Origin of the sequence: Virgibacillus profundi (assembly GCF_002287375.1) — a bacterium.
In the GTDB taxonomy this organism is placed as follows: Bacteria; Bacillota; Bacilli; order Bacillales; family Amphibacillaceae; genus Virgibacillus_K; species Virgibacillus_K profundi.
Window position 1 is genome coordinate 52,168 of record NZ_NPOA01000017.1, and the last position, 17,547, is coordinate 69,714.

Sequence of the window (17,547 nt, forward strand, 5' to 3'; positions counted from 1 at the left end):
ACTCAAATTTAACTCCTGCTCCTCACATTTTGAGGGCATGAATAACAAAAGAATTTTAGCATGAATAATAAAATAATGCAAGGCGTTGTCCAGAATTCTTCTAGCCAATCTTCTCGATTTGTGAAAAGTCCAGCTCTACCGGAGTTTCCCTGCCAAACATATTAACATGAACCTTCAGTTTTTGTTTATCAACATCTATATGCTCAATAGTCCCTGTGAAATCAGTAAACGGCCCATCAGTGACACGGATATTTTCTTTTAATTCAAAGTCTATTTGAACAACAGACTCACTAACACCCATACGTTTCAATACCGCTTCTGCTTCTTCAGGAAGTAGAGGGGTAGGCTTTGTTCCACCACCACTGGAACCAATAAAACCTGTCACCCCCGGTGTGTTACGAACAACATACCAGGAATCATCTGTCATAACCATTTCTGTTAGAACATAACCAGGGAAAAACTTCTTTTTAACAATTTTCTTTTTCCCGTTTTTAATTTCGGTTTCTTCATCCTCCGGAACCATGACTCTGAAGATTTTGTCCTCCATCCCCATTGTTTCCACACGCTTTTCCAAATTCATTTTTACTTTGTTTTCATACCCGGAATACGTATGAACAACATACCAATTTTTTTCCATTCGAACAGGACAATGTAATTTGCCCTTCCCTCCCTTGATTTAATTTGTATATTTTATATCAATACATTTGATTTTTTTACCCCAATATTAAAAAACCCGATAGTCCGGGTTTTTCCAATTAGCAATATTATTTTCATTATAGCATAATTACACCGGAATTATTCAACTAATCCCTTAAAGTAAATTTAGTACTTGTGTAATCCCAAGATCAATCAGGAAGAAAAATACCGCTACAAATGTTACAGTTGTCAGAACGGTTATGGTATAGCTTGTTAATTCCTTACTCTTCGGCCAGCTAACCTTTTTCATTTCCCTTGATACATTTTTTAAAAACTTGAACATGCCTGTACCCCCAAACTATATCTACAAAAGAACTGTTTTATATTTTATTTTGTCTCACGATGCAGTGTATGCTCTCCACATGTTTTGCAGTATTTACGCGATTCTAATCGCTCGGGTGTTGTGGATGCATTTTTAGCGGTAGCATAATTTCTGCTTGAACATACAGCACACGCTAAAGTGACCTTTTTACTCATTATATCACCCCACATTTAGGGTTGGTTAAATTACTGAATTACTATAAATGTAGCATGGTTAGAAATCTGTGTCAATGTACGAAAAGCGTGGTTTCACTATTTCTAAAAGCTTTCTTCATTTGCTTCCATTGCTTCCATTAACTGCTCAAGCTTTCGTTTCACACGCTGAAGTGCATTATCAATTGATTTCACGTGTCGGTTTAATTCAACTGAAATCTCCTGGTATGTACGGCCATCCAGATATAAATGGAGAACTTCCTTTTCTAACTCGCTTAATAATTCTGATAATTTTAGTTCCATATCCCCGAACTTTTCCCTGTTTACCAATAATTCCTGTGGATCTACCGCTTTTGATCCTGCAATCACATCCAACAACGTTCGGTCTGATTCTTCATCATAAATTGGTTTATCCAATGATACATACGAATTAAGTGGAATATGCTTTTGTCTTGTTGCTGTTTTAATTGCTGTAATAATTTGTCTTGTAACACAAAGCTCTGCAAATGCCTTAAATGAAGAGAGCTTGTCCCCATCATAATCCCGTATTGCTTTATAAAGTCCAATCATTCCTTCTTGAATAATATCCTCTTTATCAGCACCAATCAGAAAATAGGTACGTGCTTTTGCCCACACAAAATTTCTATACTTTTGGATTAAGAAATCAAGCGCATGGCTGTTTCCCTGATGAATCAGTTGTATAATTTCATCATCAGCAAGCTCACTTAAGCTGTCATTATTTATCTCTAATTGCTCGACAATCACCAAGAAAGACCCCCTGACTACAATGCAGTCACTTTAAAATCATTATACATAAGCTCACGAAGTGCGTCAATACAATATAAAAGCGATTTCATAAATTTAAGAGGGGGAATAGAAATAATTCATCTATCTCCCCTTCTCCACTTTTCAAATTTTTCAAGTATATCCTGATCAAGGGCAATCTTTGATTGGGGTCGTATTTTTTTATGGCTTTCTATTGTTTCTTCGATTTCTTTTTCAATATTTTTTAATTCAATTAAGAGTTCACGAGATGATTTACGTAAGGCACCCTGACCAAAAATAATCCGCTGTTCAGCATAGTCAGAAGTTGCCACATATACTTGAGTGCGTATATTTTTTAGTTTTCTTGTTAATTTCTCTATACATTCATCAGCTGTTTCTTTTTCTTTTGTGAAAATAATTTCCACTTTTCGTGTGTTTAGTTTACTTTCAATACCACGTACATAATAGGCATCAAATACTATAATTACTCGATGGCCAGAGTATGCCTGGTATTCTGCCATCAACTCAATTAACCGATCACGGGCATGACCCATGTCTTTTTCTTTTAGCTGCTGCAGCTCTTCCCATGCCCCGATAATATTATAGCCGTCTACTACTAAAACGATCATATCTACTCACCAATTGGAAACCTTTTGCGATATATTTCGTAAAGCAGGAGGCTGCATGCGACAGATGCATTAAGTGATGAAACCTGACCTCTCATTGGCAGGCTGACAGTCCAATCACATTTTTTCTTAACCAGACGGCTGATCCCTTTTCCTTCATTACCGATTACGAGAGCGATCGGTAATTCACCATCAAGCACACGGTAATCCTCTGTTGCATCTGCTTCTGTACCAACAACCCATACATTTCGCTCTTTTAGTTCATCGATTGTATTCGCAATATTGGTTACCCTGGCAACAGGAATATGTTCCATTGCACCCGCAGCAGTTTTTGCAACGGAAGACGTGAGTCCAACAGAACGTCTTTTTGGAATAATTACGCCATGAACACCCGTAGCATCAGCTGTTCGTAAAATGGACCCTAAGTTATGCGGATCCTCCAGCTCGTCCAATACAATAAAAAAAGGAGCTTCATTTTTCTCATTTGCTTTATCAAACAGATCTTCAATTGACGCATATTCATAGGACGCCACGTAAGCAATAACACCTTGGTGATTTCCATCCGAAAGCTGCTCCAATTTGCTTTTTGGCACCTTTTGCACAATTGTTCCAGCTTGTTTAGCCAGCTGGTGAAGCTTAGCATGTGTATTTGAATTTAATTGTTCCAAAACTAAAACTTTGTTAACCGAACGTCCCGACCTTAATGCTTCCATAACAGGGTTTTTCCCAATAATCATTTCTGGCTCCATGCTATACATCTCTCCCTTCAATGAATCCAACTGCAGCTTGCAGCAATTCCCTTAGTCTCTCTTGATTTTTTAAAAGATAATGATAACCAATTAATGCTTCGAATGCTGTAGAGTAGCGATATGTTTGTACACTTGTATTTTTGGGGATAGAGCCAGATTTTGCATTTCTTCCCCTGGCAACTACCCGCCCCTCTTCCTCTGTGAGATACTCATTTTCCAACCAATTCAATACTATAGCAGCCTGTGCCTTTCCTGCTACAAAAGTAATGGCATGTTGATGAAGCTGATTTGGTTTCACCTGTCCTGTACGCAGCAAATGCTCACGTACATGTAATTCGTATACAGCATCACCCATATAAGCGAGGGCTAAACTTTTCATTTGTTTTACTTCAAGATCCATATTAGCCCCTTTTCCAGCGAATTCCCTGGGCCGTATCTTCCAGGATAATGTTTTTTTCTTTCAGCATATCTCTTATTTCATCTGCACGGGCAAAGTTACGTGCGCTTCTTGCTTCATTTCTTTCTTCAATTAATGCCTCAATTTCTTCATCAAGGAGTACAGAGTCCTCCTGTAACGTAATTCCCAGCACAGAAAGCAGAGTGGTAATCGCCTCCTGGAATGCCTCGATCACATTGGATGATGTCTGGTTTGACTGTAAGTAAACATTGGCTTCTTTCGTTAAATCAAATAAAACAGAAATCGCATTTGCTGTATTAAAATCATCATCCATTTCCTTTTCAAATTGCTGTTTAAAGGCATTTACTTTCTCTAACCATTTATTCGTATCCTTTTCTAAATTTAAGCTTGATTCTTTCCGGTGCTCTAAATTAGAATAGGCTGTTTTAATACGATCTAAACTGTTATGAGCCCCTTCCAATAATTCCTCGGTGAAATTAATTGGGTTTCGGTAATGGACACTTAGCATAAAGAAACGCAAAACCTGCGGATCATGCTGTTCGATTAAGTCCCTTGTTAATACAAAATTCCCAAGTGATTTTGACATTTTTTCATTATCAATATTTATATAGCCATTGTGCATCCAGTAATTTGCAAAGGACTTCCCATTCATTGCTTCCGATTGGGCAATTTCATTTTCATGATGCGGGAAGGTTAAATCCTGTCCACCTGCATGAATATCGATCGTTTCACCAAGGTATTTCTTAGCCATTGCAGAACATTCGATATGCCAACCGGGTCTTCCCTCTCCCCACGGAGACTCCCATGCTATTTCTTCATCTTTTGCCCTTTTCCATAATGCAAAGTCAAGTGGGTCTTCTTTTTTCTCTCCGATTTGAATTCTGGCTCCAGAGCGCAATTCATCAATGGATTGATGGGATAGTTTGCCATAGCCTTCAAATGAACGTGGTTTAAAATAAACATCTCCATCCACACTATAGGCATAGCCTTTTTCAACAAGTGCAGCAATAAAATGGATAATGTCATCCATCGTATCCATTACACGTGGATTATGGGTTGCTTTTTTGACACCTAATGCACCAACATCCTCCAAATATGCATCGATGAATCGATTCGCGATATCCGGAACTTCTTCACCCAATTCCTTTGCAGTTTTAATAATTTTATCGTCTACATCAGTAAAGTTTAATACATAATCAACATCGTACCCTTTGTATTCAAAATATCTGCGTACAGCATCAAAAACAATCGCAGGGCGGGCATTTCCAATATGAATATAATTATATACTGTTGGTCCACAGACGTACATGCTGACTTTGCCTTCTTCCAATGGCGTGAACGCTTCTTTTTTACGAGTTAACGTGTTATAAACTGTTATCGACATTTGAATTACCCTCTTTCAACTTTGCAATTTCTGCTCTTAATTCATCAATTTCCTGTTGTAAATGTTGACAACGATCAGCAACCGGATCAGGAATTTTATGATGATCCAAATCTCTTCTTACTTTCTCCCCATTTTGTTTCACTACTCGCCCAGGGATACCAACAACTGTTGTGTGATCCGGAACATCCTTTAATACAACCGATCCACCACCGACCTTTGCACTTTCCCCGATCGTAATGGATCCAAGTATTTTAGCACCTGTGGATATAAGCGCATTATCCTTAATAGTAGGATGCCTTTTCCCCTTTTCATTACCTGTTCCACCTAAAGTAACCCCTTGGAATACAGTAACATTATCACCAATTTCGCAGGTTTCTCCAATAACTACACCCATCCCATGATCGATAAAGAAGCGTCTGCCGATGATTGCCCCCGGATGGATTTCAATACCTGTAAAAAATCGGCTTACCTGCGAAATGACTCGTGCAATGAAAAATAGTTTCTTTTTATAGAAGGCATGTGCTATACGATGAGACCAAATCGAATGCAGACCTGAATATGTCAAAAAAACTTCAATATATTTGCGAGCTGCTGGATCCTGTTCAAACACAACATCCATATCCTCTTTCATCCGTTTAAAAATTCCCATTCATAAACCTCCCCTGCCTGGATTTATAAAGTATCTCTGAAAAAATATAAAAAGCGCCCCTGTGCAGTAATTACACAGAGACGCTTTAATTTGCGCGGGTCCCACTCTGTTTGGTGGAGAATTCTCTCACCCAACTCGTGCTCTTATAACGGTAGAATACCGCCGTTATGTACTGTATTTCCATAACGGACTCCGAGGGGCACTTCAAAAACGATGCTTTAAAATCACTTGCAGCCAGTGGTGATTCTCTCTGAATAAAACATTCGTCTTTTACTTTTCCTCTTCAACGTTCAAGTTTTTGTATTATTACTATATTACATTCTGTCTTGTTTGTGAATCAATTAAGCTCCTAATTGCCTTAAAACTTTATCAAGGCGCTCAAGAATCACTTCTTTTCCTAATAGTTCTATTGCCAATGGCAGCTCAGGACCATGCGCTTGTCCTGTAGTAGCAACACGGATGGGCATAAATAATTTCTTCCCTCTATGTCCGGTTTCTTTTTGAGTTGCTTTGAATTGTGCTTTAATAGTGTCCTTTGTAAAATCATCCAAGTGAATTAATTTATCCGCAAAGACCTGCAAGACCTCAGGCACCTGCTCACCTTTTAGCACATCCATAGAACCTTCATCAAATGTAATCTCATTATTAAAGAACATATCTGTTAATTCAACAATCTCCTGACCATATCTCATTTGTTCCCGGTACAGGGTAATTACTTTTTCTGCCCATTCCTTTTGTTTCTTATCCATATTTTCCGGAAGCCTGCCCGCTTCGATTAAGTACGGCATTGCCAGATCAATAACTTTTTCAAGCTCAGATGCTTTAATATATTCATTGTTCATCCACTTAAGTTTATGTCGATCAAAAATCGCTGCTGATGTTGACAGACGCTCAGGATCAAAAATCTCAATCAATGTCTTTTTATCAAAAATTTCCTCTTCCCCGACCGGAGACCAGCCAAGTAATGTAATAAAATTAAATAACGCTTCAGGTAAATATCCCAGATTACGATATTGCTCTATAAATTGTAAAATATGCTGATCACGTTTACTTAGTTTCTTTCGTTCTTCATTTAAAATTAATGTCATATGGCCAAATGTTGGTGCTTCCCAGTCGAATGCGTGATATACCATCATTTGTTTTGGTGTATTGGAAATATGTTCTTCTCCGCGAAGGACATGGGTGATTTGCATTAAGTGATCATCAATCGCTACAGCGAAATTATATGTCGGGATACCATTTTTCTTCACGATAACCCAATCACCGAAATCACTTGACTCAAATGTGATTTTTCCGCGTACCAGATCATTAAATGTATAGTTTTTGTTTGCAGGAACGCGCATACGAATGCTAGGCTTCAGGCCCTCTGCTTCAAATGCAGCGATTTGTTCAGGAGTCAGATCACGATGTGCTCCCGAATACTTTGGAACTTGTCCATTCGCACGCTGCTGCTCACGTTCTGCTTCTAATTCCTCTTCTGTTACATAGCATTTATAAGCCAGGTTTCTTTCAAGTAATTCATTTACATATTTATTATATAATTCCAATCGCTCGGTTTGACGGTATGGGCCATATTCTCCACCAATATCAGCACCTTCATCCCACTCGATACCAAGCCATTTTAAAAAGGTAAGCTGACTTTCTTCGCCACCTTCCACATTTCGTTTGTCATCGGTATCCTCAATACGAATAATAAATTTTCCATCAAAATGCTTGGCATATAAATAGTTAAATAACGCTGTTCTTGCATTCCCAATGTGCAAATGGCCAGTTGGGCTTGGCGCGTATCTTACACGAACTTCTTTAGTCATGACGTGAGCCCCTTCCTGAATTTAAAAAATATATTTGTGATTTTATTTGGCTGTTTTCGCATAGATTTGGACTTGTTGTTATCCGCCCCGTAGTCGATAGAAAATGCGACACAGTGAAAATTCTTTTGCAAACGCTGGTTGAGTGCAAAGATTCGCTCCGGAAATATACTTCGCTTTCCGCGGGCGGCTGGTGAGCCTCCTCGTGCTACGCACTGCGGGGTCTCACCTATGCCTTTCCTCCCGCAGGAGTCTTCGTATATTTCCTACGCTGGGATTCCAGTTACTGCCGATGAACTATATTAGTTATTAATATTCAAAACATCGAATACCACCTCACCAGTTCGGGTGAGCGGAGGGCGGTGACTCCTGCGGGAATAGCACGTGTCCGAAGACCCCGCAGAGTGGTTTTCTCGAGGAGGCTGAGGCCGTGCCCTAAGGATGCGCATCCGCCCGGAGCGATCCCGAACGGCGTTTATAGCAAATATTTGTAATTACTTCGCAGTTTATATCAACTGAGAAGGTTAAAAAGCAAAGTATTTTGTTGGGGCGAACGAAGTGCAGTCCCAAAGTTTACGAAAAGAGCCTTTTATTTTAATTAATGTAATAAAAAATGATAACACTGTATGTTATCATTTTTTTACTGTTTCATCTATAAGTTATACCCTTTTTACAAAGCTTTTTCAAGTAATTTTGGTTTTGCGAAAATCATTCTGCCTGCCGAGGTTTGTAATACACTCGTGATTAATACTTCGATCGTTTTGCCGATATAATCTCTGCCTTCTTCTACAACGATCATCGTACCATCATCTAAATAGGCAATTCCCTGATTATGCTCTTTTCCATCCTTGATTACCTGTACCATTAATTCTTCACCAGGTAATACAACAGGTTTCACAGCATTTGCGAGGTCATTAATATTCAACACACTGACCCCTTGCAGGTCACAAACTTTATTTAAATTAAAATCATTTGTTACCACAATACCATTAATCACTTTAGCTAGTTTAATTAGTTTACTGTCAACCTCATGAATTTCCTCAAAATCGCCTTCGTATATTTCCACTTTAACCGGCAGCTCTTTCTGAATACGATTTAGCACGTCCAGCCCACGGCGACCTCTGTTACGCTTTAAAGCATCTGATGAATCAGCAATATGCTGCAGTTCTCCTAATACAAACTGTGGGATAACAAGTGTTCCTTCCAGAAAATTAGTCTGACATATATCTGCTATCCGACCATCAATAATAACACTGGTATCCAATATTTTTGGCTTCGGTTGATCTTGATCGGAATCCTCTGCTGCAACCTTTTTCTTATCCCGGTCTTTTTTATTTATATTTAAAAAATTACTGAATTCTTCTCTACGTCTAAAACCAACCTGAAATCCGAAGTAACCTAGTAAAATCATAATAAACAATGGCAATAACTGCGAAATAATTTCGATATTAATATCCTGTAATGGCATATTGATAAAATAAGCAATTACTAACCCGACAATTAAGCCTATACTTCCAAAAAACAAATCTGCAGCCGGTAGCTTAATTAGTGCTTCTTCGATCCATCTTAAAAATCCTACAATATAACTTGCCAGCCAATAAGAAATAATAATAAATATAATTGCACCAATTAATGTACCTAAATATGGGGATGCCACCCATTTTGCATCAGTAAAATCTAATAAATTAATAATATCCGGTACGTATAAGTACCCAATACTACCACCCAAAATGATAAAAAATAAATGAACAATCTTTTTTAGCACCACTGTCACCTCCTAACCTTTATTATTACCTTTTAAAACCAAAATTAATCCTAAAAAAGTAAAAATAGACTATGATATCAAGTAAAGCATAGCATAACCGGATAAAATATTCAATTTATAAAACGTTTAATCTTATCACATTCATTTTATAATAGCAAATAAAGATTCTCCTTGATTATCTTGCCAGTCCTGTATCCAATGCTTCCTGAACCGTATTCACTCCAATAACCTCAATGCCCTTCGGTGTTGTCCAACCATCCAGATTTCTCTTCGGACATATCACCCGTTTAAATCCAAGCTTAGCCGCTTCCTGTACACGTTGCTCAATACGGGATACACGTCTTATTTCCCCGGTTAAACCTACTTCACCAACGAATATATCTTCAGGCTTGGTTGGCTGATTGCGAAAGCTTGAAGCAATGCTTACAGCTAATGCTAAATCAATTGCCGGTTCATCAAGCTTTACTCCACCTGCAACCTTGATATATGCATCCTGATTTTGCAGCATCAATCCTACCCGTTTTTCCAGTACAGCCATTAGTAATGGAACACGATTTGCATCGACCCCTGTGGCCATTCTACGCGGATTTCCAAAACTGGAGGGTGAAATTAATGCCTGAATTTCCACGAGCACGGGCCTTGTACCTTCCATTGACGCAACAACAGTTGAACCGGCAGCCCCCTGGGAACGCTCTTCTAAAAATATCTCTGAAGGGTTCATTACTTCACGAAGACCCTCTTCCTTCATTTCAAAAATGCCCATTTCATGCGTGCTTCCAAAACGGTTCTTAACTCCACGTAAAATACGGTAGGTATGATGTCTTTCCCCTTCAAAATAAAGTACTGCATCAACCATATGCTCAAGTAATCTTGGACCAGCAATGGCTCCCTCTTTCGTTACATGACCAACAATGAAGATCGGAATACCATTTGTTTTCGCTATTTTCATCAGTTCGCTTGTACACTCCCTGACCTGCGAGACACTTCCTGGTGCACTGGAAACTTCCTCGCGAAAAACTGTCTGAATGGAATCGATCACAACAAACGATGGTCGAATTTCCTCAATTTGTTTTGTAATATCGAATAAGTTTGTTTCCGATAAGACATATAATAAATCAGCTTTTACCCCAAGTCTATCAGCACGAAGCTTCGTTTGACGGGGAGATTCCTCACCTGAAACATAGAGAACCGGAAGCTGTTTCTCGGCCAGTTGGGAGGATATTTGCAGGAGTAATGTTGATTTTCCAATACCAGGGTCTCCACCAATTAAAACTAAAGACCCAGGGACAACCCCACCACCAAGTACACGGTTAAATTCCTTCATTGATGTCGTTACACGCGGTTCTTTTTGTGATTCAATTGATGTGATTTTTTCTGGCTTCCCTGTTGATTTTGAGCCCACATTAAATGTATGCCTACCTCGTACATTCGATGCTTCGATTTCTTCGACTAATGTGTTCCATTCATTACAGCCTGGACATTTCCCCATCCATTTAGCAGATTCATATCCACATTCCTGACAGACATACTTCGTTTTACGTTTAGCCAAATTTCTCTATCCCTTCATATCTCTATTATAAACGATTTTCTCAAGTTTAAGGTTACAGGTTTCTATCAATTTCATTCTAAATTTCCCATAGTCCTGCCACAATTACATAGTACCATGGATAAGTATTTTTATTAATTATAGAAAAAGCCAGAAGATGGATCTCTTCTGGCTTTTTAAGCAGAAATTTTTAAAATAAATCTCTTATTTATGGAAGAATGATAAATTCCCCTTTATTATTCAGGCCTATTTTTACTTTTTGGCCTTTGGCAATGGTTTCTTTAAGCATTTCCTCTGACAGTAAATCTTCTATATTCTTTTGGATGGACCTGCGTAGAGGACGCGCTCCATATTCCGGGTCAAATCCTTCATTTGCAATCTTTTCAATCGCTTTATCGGTTAAAGACAGCTCTATTTCCTGATCCCTTAATCTGCGTTTTAATTGTTCAGCCATCAGAATTACAATATCCTTCATATGTTTTCTTTCCAGTGAATGGAACACAATCGTTTCATCAACCCGGTTTAAGAATTCAGGACGGAAGGCTTTTTTCAGCTCATCCATGACCTTTTTCTTCATGTCACCATATCCCTGGCCTTCTTCATCAAGATTGAATCCAACATATTTATTTCGCTGCAGTTCACTTGCTCCAACATTGGATGTCATGATAATAACGGTATTCCGAAAATCAACAACGCGCCCTTTTGAATCTGTTAGACGCCCATCCTCTAATACTTGTAATAAAATATTAAATACTTCCGGATGTGCTTTTTCAACTTCATCAAGTAAGACAACTGAATATGGCTTTCTGCGTACTTTTTCTGTAAGCTGGCCACCTTCTTCGTAACCAACATAACCTGGAGGAGATCCTACCAAGCGGGAAGTGGCGTGTCTTTCCATGTATTCTGACATGTCAATGCGGATCATTGCATCTTCATCTGCAAACATTGCCTCTGCCAAAGCACGGGCAAGCTCCGTTTTACCAACACCTGTTGGCCCAAGGAAGATAAACGAACCAATAGGACGTTTAGGGTCTTTTAATCCAGCACGTGCCCTGCGAATTGCTTTAGAAACAGCATTAACCGCTTCTTCCTGACCAATCAGACGGTTATGCAGGATTTCCTCCATATTTAACAAGCGATCACTTTCATCCTTCGTAAGCTTGGAAACCGGTACCCCGGTCCAAATGGATACAACACTGGCGATATCCTCCACAGTTACTTCCGAATCTGTTTGACCCTGTTTTTCTTTCCATTCATTTTTCGTCTCTTCCAGCTCTTCACGAAGACGTTGTTCGGAGTCTCGTAAGGATGCTGCTGTTTCAAATTCCTGACTTTGTACTGCTGCATCTTTTTCTTTACGCACTTCTTCCAGCTTCTGTTCCAATTCCTTCAAGTTTGGTGGAACTGTATAAGAATGCAAGCGGACTTTTGACCCCGCCTCATCAATCAGATCAATTGCTTTGTCCGGCAGAAAACGATCCGTGATATAGCGGTTGGAAAGATTTGCTGCTGCATCAATAGCTTCATCCGTGATTGTTACACGATGATGTGCCTCATAACGGTCACGCAGTCCATTTAAAATTTGTACCGTTTCTTCCAGTGTCGGTTCATCCACTTGAATTGGCTGGAATCTACGCTCAAGCGCTGCGTCTTTTTCAATATATTTACGATATTCATCCAATGTCGTTGCACCAATACATTGTAATTCACCACGGGATAGAGATGGTTTTAAAATATTCGAAGCATCAATCGCTCCTTCTGCACCACCGGCACCGATTAATGTATGCAATTCATCAATAAATAGAATAATATTGCCCGCCTGGCGAATTTCCTCCATCACTTTTTTCAAACGGTCTTCAAATTCCCCACGATATTTAGTACCTGCAACTACTGTCCCCATATCAAGTGTCATTACACGTTTGTCTCTTAAAGTTTCCGGAACCTCATTATTAATAATTTGCTGTGCCAATCCTTCTGCCACAGCTGTTTTACCAACACCGGGCTCTCCGATTAAAACAGGGTTGTTTTTTGTACGTCTGCTTAATACTTGAATAACACGTTCAATTTCCTTACTGCGGCCAATAACCGGATCGATATTGCCTTCTTTTGCACTAACAGTCAGATCTCTTGCCAAAGAATCAAGTGTCGGTGTATTTGCACTTGTTTGCTGTCCACGACCCTGTCTGCCTGCCTGGGATTCATTACTGCCCAAGAGCTGAAGCACTTGCTGTCTTGCTTTATTTAAACTCACACCAAGATTATTTAATACACGTGCAGCAACACCCTCACCTTCACGAATTAATCCGAGTAGGATGTGCTCTGTACCAACATAGGAGTGACCAAGCTTTCTTGCTTCATCCTGGGATAATTCAACTACTTTTTTAGCACGGGGTGTATAATGGATCGATTGCATCGGCTGTTTCCCAACACCGATAAGTTTTTCCACTTCTTCCTGAATTTTTGGTACCTCAAGGCCTAAAGATTGCAATGCTTTAGCTGCAATTCCTTCTCCTTCACGTACAAGTCCCAACAGGATATGCTCTGTACCAATATTATTATGGCCTAATCGAACAGCTTCCTCCTGTGATAGTGCCAATACCTTTTGTGCTCTTTCTGTAAAACGTCCAAACATCATATAGAATTTCCTCCCTATCTATTTCTCCAATTGTAATCGTTCACGTATAAGAGATGCCCTTAGTACATCACGTTCGTTTGCTGTTAATGTCTTCTTCGCATATTGCTGCAGGAACCCTGGCTGTGTAAGAACCATCAATTCATTAAGTATATTTCGTGACACATTTTTAATGAGTCCCAGGTCAATTCCCAGTCGGACATTGGACAAGCAGCTGGCAGCTTCCTTTGATTCAATAATCCTGCTATATTCCAAAACACCATAAGAACGATAAATTCTATCTTCCAATTTTGTACCCGATTGTTCCATTAAATGGTTGCGTGCTTTTCTTTCATGTCCAATTAATTGTCTAACAACACTTTCCAAATCATCAATGATATCCTCTTCTGATTTCCCCAGTGTAATTTGATTTGAGATTTGAAAAATACTTCCCATTGCTTCACTGCCTTCCCCATAAATGCCGCGAACGACAAGTCCTAATTGGTTAATAGCAGGAATCATTCGATTGATTTGTTTCGTCATCGAAAGTGCTGGCAGATGCATCATAACCGATGCGCGCATGCCTGTACCAACATTTGTTGGACAACTAGTTAAATATCCTCTCGTTCCATCAAAAGCGTAATTAATTTTCTCCTCCAGCCAATCATCAAACTCAAATGCCTTTTTTAAAGCCTTGTTTAATTGAAATCCAGGGAAATACAGCTGAATACGGATATGGTCCTCTTCATTAATCATGACAGACACTTGTTCATTTTTAGATATAAGTGTTGCTGCTGCCTGTGCATGTTTTGCTAAATGTGGACTGATCAAATGCTTCTCAACCAGCACCCGCTTTTCTACTGCAGTTAAATCGCTTATTGGAATAAATGCAAAATCCTCATAATCCTCAAATGACTGATGATCATATTGTTCCTTAAAAAAATCACGAATTCCTTCCAGTTTGTCCAGATCAGCCAATATCGGATAGGAAACCTCCGAGAAGTTTCTGGCCAGCCGTATTCGACTACTTAAAACAATATCGCCGTCCGGTCCTTCTTCACGCATCCATGGACTAATCGCTTCATTCATAAAATGCTGTAATGTCATTAATTATCACCCGCTTCCGAATCTCCTTGATGATTTTCCAATGCTCTAATTTTATCTCTCACTTGTGCAGCTTCTTCAAAGGCTTCTGATTCAATTAAATCCTGCAATTCAGTTTTGTAGTCTTCCAATTGTTTCTTTTTATGCAAATCCCCGCCTTTGCGTTTAGGAATTTTACCAAAGTGCTTGGTATTTCCGGAATGTACACGGCGGAATATTGGATCCAGTCGCTGGGCAAAGGTTTCATAACAAGCCGCACAACCAAATTTACCGATCCGTTTAAATTCCGAAAATGTCATTTCACATTTTGGACATTGAAGCTCATGCACTTGTTGAAATGTATGATCCTGATGGCTCCCCACTTTAGTGGAATCAAAACTAAATAAGCCGGAAAGCAAATTATGAAGAGAGTACCCATCTTCCGGATACGTCATATATCCCTTTTCCTTCGCACAAACCTCACAAACATGAACCTCAGTTTTATTGCCATTAATCACTCGGGTAAAATGAAGTGTAGCTGGCCTTTGCTGGCATTCCTGACATTTCACTTTATTTTTCCCCCTTTTTATTTGTTTAGATATTTTAAGGTTGTTAACATCGCTGTCAGCACACGTGCACGTATTTCATCACGGAGTGGAAGCTGAAATGCTAACGTATTTCTACCAATCGCACTTAGAATAATTTTTGCTTCACGTGCGGTAATTATTTCTTCTTCAAGAAGTCGCTCAAGTACATCGACGGAGGCTTGTTGTGTTACTTTAGGGTTTATCATTTCTATAATTTCATCGATAAGTTCTGATTTATCCTGATGTATTATACGTATAATCCGAATATAGCCACCTCCACCACGCTTACTTTCTACTATATACCCTTTTTCCATAGTAAATCTCGTGTTAATCACATAATTAATTTGTGAGGGAACACACTGAAATTGTTCAGCTATTTCACTTCGTTTAATTTCGATTACATTTTGGCCTTTGGATTGTAAAATCTGTTTTAAATACTTTTCAATTACATCCGAAATATTACTCAAGGAGCCCACACCCCCACTTTATGATATAAGTCTTTGACTTTGACTATCTTTGACTTTATTTTTATTATACTTTAAATTATGTAAGATGCAAACACATTGGTCCTATGTATATATTTTAGACAAAAAAAAGAAAAACAAACGGAGAAAAAATATTATTTCAAAGATTTAATCATTAAAGTCTGGCGAAATGCCAAGCTTTTTTACACTGATAGGAAGACTTTTTTAGGAAATCAGTATAAGAACAGGCTTTGTGCTTTCGCCATTAAGGCTTGGCGATAAGCCAAGTTTTCTAAGATAACTTGGTATTCGCTTTAGGTTGGGCGATGCCTTGGTTCAGGCGAAAATACTTTCCGTCTGCAACCTGAATTTGCTCCGAAGTATTACTCATGCACAAAGGAATATGAAAAGCTTGTCACCGGCCGGCAGTCACATTTATAATTATAATTCAGAGATATTCTTTACATGGTCTATTTTGGAAATTTCGTTAAATAAGGAAACACGATCCAGTTCTTTTTTTCTTTCAATTTTAATGAAGATATTCCTTACGTTATTTTCTACTTTTATAATTTCAACATTTTTTATGGTTAAGTCGAACGCTTCAAAAACTGCCACGACATTATTAATTTTCAGTTCGGGTAATGCAACAATTTCAATTATATTATTCGTGGTTCTTCCTTTGGTAAAAAGTCTTTCAAAATTATTAAGAAAAATTAAGCTTAATAAAATGACCAGTGTTGTAAAAACTGCTGCTGCATACATTCCTGCACCAACAACCAATCCGATTCCTGCGACTGTCCAAATGGAAGCAGCAGTAGTCAATCCGCGAATCGTTCCACCGTAAACAATAATTGTGCCGGCACCGAGGAAACCAATCCCACTAATTACATAGGACGGAATTCTGGCAGGATCAAAACGAACATTATCATATGCTTCAATAAATGCCTCAAATCCATATAAGGATAATAGCATCATTAAACAAGCCCCCACCCCTACAAGAATATGTGTGCGAAAACCAGCCGAGTGATTTTTTAATTCACGCTCAAACCCAATCAGTCCTGATAAAACCAATGCGATTAACACACGGGTCATTATTGTTAGAAAATCATCCCCTAAAGCTTGATCTAAAAAAGCATCCAATTCCCGCATCTCCTTTTATCCTCTATTTTTCTATCTTACAATATAATTATAAAAAGTTATAGTAAAAATGATTTGAATATTATATTTATATGTATGAAGCACCTTTTAAATAATGGCTTTTTTTTCGTATTCCCCCACCGAAACCTGAATACACTTCATTTTTTTAGCGGGAGGCTTCGTGATTCTCCTTGTATGCAGCTCAGCAGAGGTTGGCCCCATTGTTAATTTACTGAGCAGAAAAAGGAATGCATTTGCAGCAGTCCATCTTCGTGAGGAAGTGTGTATGGATTTTCAAGGGTTATATGGTATCCGGACCACTATTCAAATAATTTAACATGATTAGCGGGGAAAAATTCTTCTAATGATCAAAACAGGGAGCATACAGCTCACTATATACCCAGTTGACCCAGTTGTGTTAGAATTTTACTTTAAATATCGCAATTATAGTGACCTAACGGAAAGTTGATATTTTCTACTTTCCCTCTACTATTATTCAGAAATAAAAAAGAGTGGGGTTTTCTAATATCAAACCAGTATTCAGGTTTGATATTAACTAAAGAAGATTACATTAACATAAGTTTCGATATCATTTTAATAGAAGTATGAGAATATAAAAAAGCTAAGAAGAATTGTTTTCTTCTTAGCTTTTATCATTTGCCTGGCGACGTCCTACTCTTGCAGGGACAAAGTCCCAACTACCATCGGCGCTGAAGAGCTTAACTTCTGTGTTCGGTATGGGAACAGGTGTGACCTCTTCGCTATTGCTACCAGACATTCCTTAA

17 protein-coding genes, 1 rRNA gene and 1 other annotated feature are annotated in these 17,547 nt (G+C 38.6%); all 18 genes read right to left on the reverse strand.

Translation table 11 applies throughout. The features are described from left to right. Positions 1 to 100: 100 nt before the first annotated feature. The 18 genes from nusG to rrf all read right to left on the reverse strand — a co-directional run bounded on the left by nusG (position 101) and on the right by rrf (position 17,537). Entirely contained in the window at positions 101 to 637 is a 537-nt protein-coding gene (gene nusG, locus CIL05_RS19780) for a transcription termination/antitermination protein NusG (RefSeq protein ID WP_095657266.1), read from the reverse strand. A 174-nt stretch (positions 638 to 811) separates the two neighbouring features. Next, positions 812 to 979 carry a preprotein translocase subunit SecE gene (gene secE / locus CIL05_RS19785; protein ID WP_095657267.1) on the reverse strand — a complete coding sequence of 56 codons (168 nt, stop codon included), beginning with the start codon at positions 977 to 979 and terminating at the stop codon, positions 812 to 814. Between the two features lie 44 nt (positions 980 to 1,023). Continuing rightward, entirely contained in the window at positions 1,024 to 1,173 is a 150-nt protein-coding gene (gene rpmG / locus CIL05_RS19790; RefSeq protein ID WP_095657268.1) for a 50S ribosomal protein L33, read from the reverse strand. Positions 1,174 to 1,275: 102 nt separating this feature from the next. Beyond that, positions 1,276 to 1,935 (reverse strand): RNA polymerase sporulation sigma factor SigH, encoded by a 660-nt coding sequence (gene sigH / locus CIL05_RS19795; RefSeq protein ID WP_206207814.1) that lies wholly within the window; start codon positions 1,933 to 1,935, stop codon positions 1,276 to 1,278. 119 nt (positions 1,936 to 2,054) lie between these two features. Next, positions 2,055 to 2,564, reverse strand: a complete 510-nt coding sequence (locus tag CIL05_RS19800; RefSeq protein WP_095657270.1) for an NYN domain-containing protein — start codon at positions 2,562 to 2,564, stop codon at positions 2,055 to 2,057. 2 nt (positions 2,565 to 2,566) lie between these two features. Further along, positions 2,567 to 3,310 (reverse strand): 23S rRNA (guanosine(2251)-2'-O)-methyltransferase RlmB, encoded by a 744-nt coding sequence (gene rlmB, locus CIL05_RS19805; protein WP_095657271.1) that lies wholly within the window; start codon positions 3,308 to 3,310, stop codon positions 2,567 to 2,569. A 1-nt stretch (position 3,311) separates the two neighbouring features. Beyond that, entirely contained in the window at positions 3,312 to 3,710 is a 399-nt protein-coding gene (locus CIL05_RS19810) for a Mini-ribonuclease 3 (RefSeq protein ID WP_095657272.1), read from the reverse strand. Between the two features lies 1 nt (position 3,711). After that, positions 3,712 to 5,112, reverse strand: coding sequence for a cysteine--tRNA ligase (cysS, locus tag CIL05_RS19815; RefSeq protein WP_095657273.1), 1,401 nt, complete (start codon positions 5,110 to 5,112; stop codon positions 3,712 to 3,714). Beyond that, a complete protein-coding gene (gene cysE / locus CIL05_RS19820) occupies positions 5,093 to 5,761 on the reverse strand; it encodes a serine O-acetyltransferase (protein ID WP_206207811.1) in 669 nt (222 codons plus the stop codon). The genes cysS and cysE overlap by 20 nt, the downstream gene beginning before the upstream one ends. Positions 5,762 to 5,834: 73 nt before the next feature. Further along, positions 5,835 to 6,057 (reverse strand) — a binding site (T-box leader). Between the two features lie 45 nt (positions 6,058 to 6,102). Then, a complete protein-coding gene (gene gltX / locus CIL05_RS19825; RefSeq protein ID WP_095657274.1) occupies positions 6,103 to 7,572 on the reverse strand; it encodes a glutamate--tRNA ligase in 1,470 nt (489 codons plus the stop codon). Between the two features lie 667 nt (positions 7,573 to 8,239). Then, positions 8,240 to 9,334, reverse strand: coding sequence for a PIN/TRAM domain-containing protein (locus CIL05_RS19830; protein WP_095657275.1), 1,095 nt, complete (start codon positions 9,332 to 9,334; stop codon positions 8,240 to 8,242). A gap of 175 nt (positions 9,335 to 9,509) precedes the next feature. Further along, entirely contained in the window at positions 9,510 to 10,883 is a 1,374-nt protein-coding gene (gene radA / locus CIL05_RS19835) for a DNA repair protein RadA (protein ID WP_095657276.1), read from the reverse strand. 205 nt (positions 10,884 to 11,088) lie between these two features. Next, the gene (gene clpC, locus CIL05_RS19840) at positions 11,089 to 13,515 is read right to left on the reverse strand and encodes an ATP-dependent protease ATP-binding subunit ClpC (RefSeq protein ID WP_095657277.1); all 2,427 of its coding nucleotides are present in this window, start codon (positions 13,513 to 13,515) and stop codon (positions 11,089 to 11,091) included. Between the two features lie 18 nt (positions 13,516 to 13,533). Then, positions 13,534 to 14,598, reverse strand: coding sequence for a protein-arginine kinase McsB (gene mcsB, locus CIL05_RS19845; protein ID WP_095657278.1), 1,065 nt, complete (start codon positions 14,596 to 14,598; stop codon positions 13,534 to 13,536). After that, the gene (mcsA, locus tag CIL05_RS19850) at positions 14,598 to 15,143 is read right to left on the reverse strand and encodes a protein-arginine kinase activator protein McsA (protein ID WP_095657279.1); all 546 of its coding nucleotides are present in this window, start codon (positions 15,141 to 15,143) and stop codon (positions 14,598 to 14,600) included. Before mcsA ends, mcsB begins: the two co-directional genes overlap by 1 nt. A 17-nt stretch (positions 15,144 to 15,160) precedes the next feature. Further along, on the reverse strand, positions 15,161 to 15,628 hold the full coding sequence (locus CIL05_RS19855; RefSeq protein ID WP_095657280.1) for a CtsR family transcriptional regulator: 468 nt from the start codon (positions 15,626 to 15,628) through the stop codon (positions 15,161 to 15,163). A gap of 438 nt (positions 15,629 to 16,066) precedes the next feature. Then, on the reverse strand, positions 16,067 to 16,765 hold the full coding sequence (locus CIL05_RS19865) for an MgtC/SapB family protein (protein WP_095657282.1): 699 nt from the start codon (positions 16,763 to 16,765) through the stop codon (positions 16,067 to 16,069). 656 nt (positions 16,766 to 17,421) lie between these two features. Further along, positions 17,422 to 17,537: ribosomal RNA gene (rrf, locus tag CIL05_RS19870) — 5S ribosomal RNA — on the reverse strand. Positions 17,538 to 17,547 lie beyond the last annotated feature (10 nt).

Bases quoted from the DNA above. Each gene is read 5' to 3' on its own strand.
- nusG (WP_095657266.1), bottom strand. From the start codon at position 637: ATGGAAAAAAATTGGTATGTTGTTCATACGTATTCCGGGTATGAAAAC.
- secE (WP_095657267.1), bottom strand. From the start codon at position 979: ATGTTCAAGTTTTTAAAAAATGTATCAAGGGAAATGAAAAAGGTTAGC.
- rpmG (WP_095657268.1), bottom strand. From the start codon at position 1,173: ATGAGTAAAAAGGTCACTTTAGCGTGTGCTGTATGTTCAAGCAGAAAT.
- CIL05_RS19800 (WP_095657270.1), bottom strand. From the start codon at position 2,564: ATGATCGTTTTAGTAGTAGACGGCTATAATATTATCGGGGCATGGGAA.
- rlmB (WP_095657271.1), bottom strand. From the start codon at position 3,310: ATGGAGCCAGAAATGATTATTGGGAAAAACCCTGTTATGGAAGCATTA.
- CIL05_RS19810 (WP_095657272.1), bottom strand. From the start codon at position 3,710: ATGGATCTTGAAGTAAAACAAATGAAAAGTTTAGCCCTCGCTTATATG.
- cysS (WP_095657273.1), bottom strand. From the start codon at position 5,112: ATGTCGATAACAGTTTATAACACGTTAACTCGTAAAAAAGAAGCGTTC.
- cysE (WP_206207811.1), bottom strand. From the start codon at position 5,761: ATGGGAATTTTTAAACGGATGAAAGAGGATATGGATGTTGTGTTTGAA.
- gltX (WP_095657274.1), bottom strand. From the start codon at position 7,572: ATGACTAAAGAAGTTCGTGTAAGATACGCGCCAAGCCCAACTGGCCAT.
- clpC (WP_095657277.1), bottom strand. From the start codon at position 13,515: ATGATGTTTGGACGTTTTACAGAAAGAGCACAAAAGGTATTGGCACTA.
- mcsB (WP_095657278.1), bottom strand. From the start codon at position 14,598: ATGACATTACAGCATTTTATGAATGAAGCGATTAGTCCATGGATGCGT.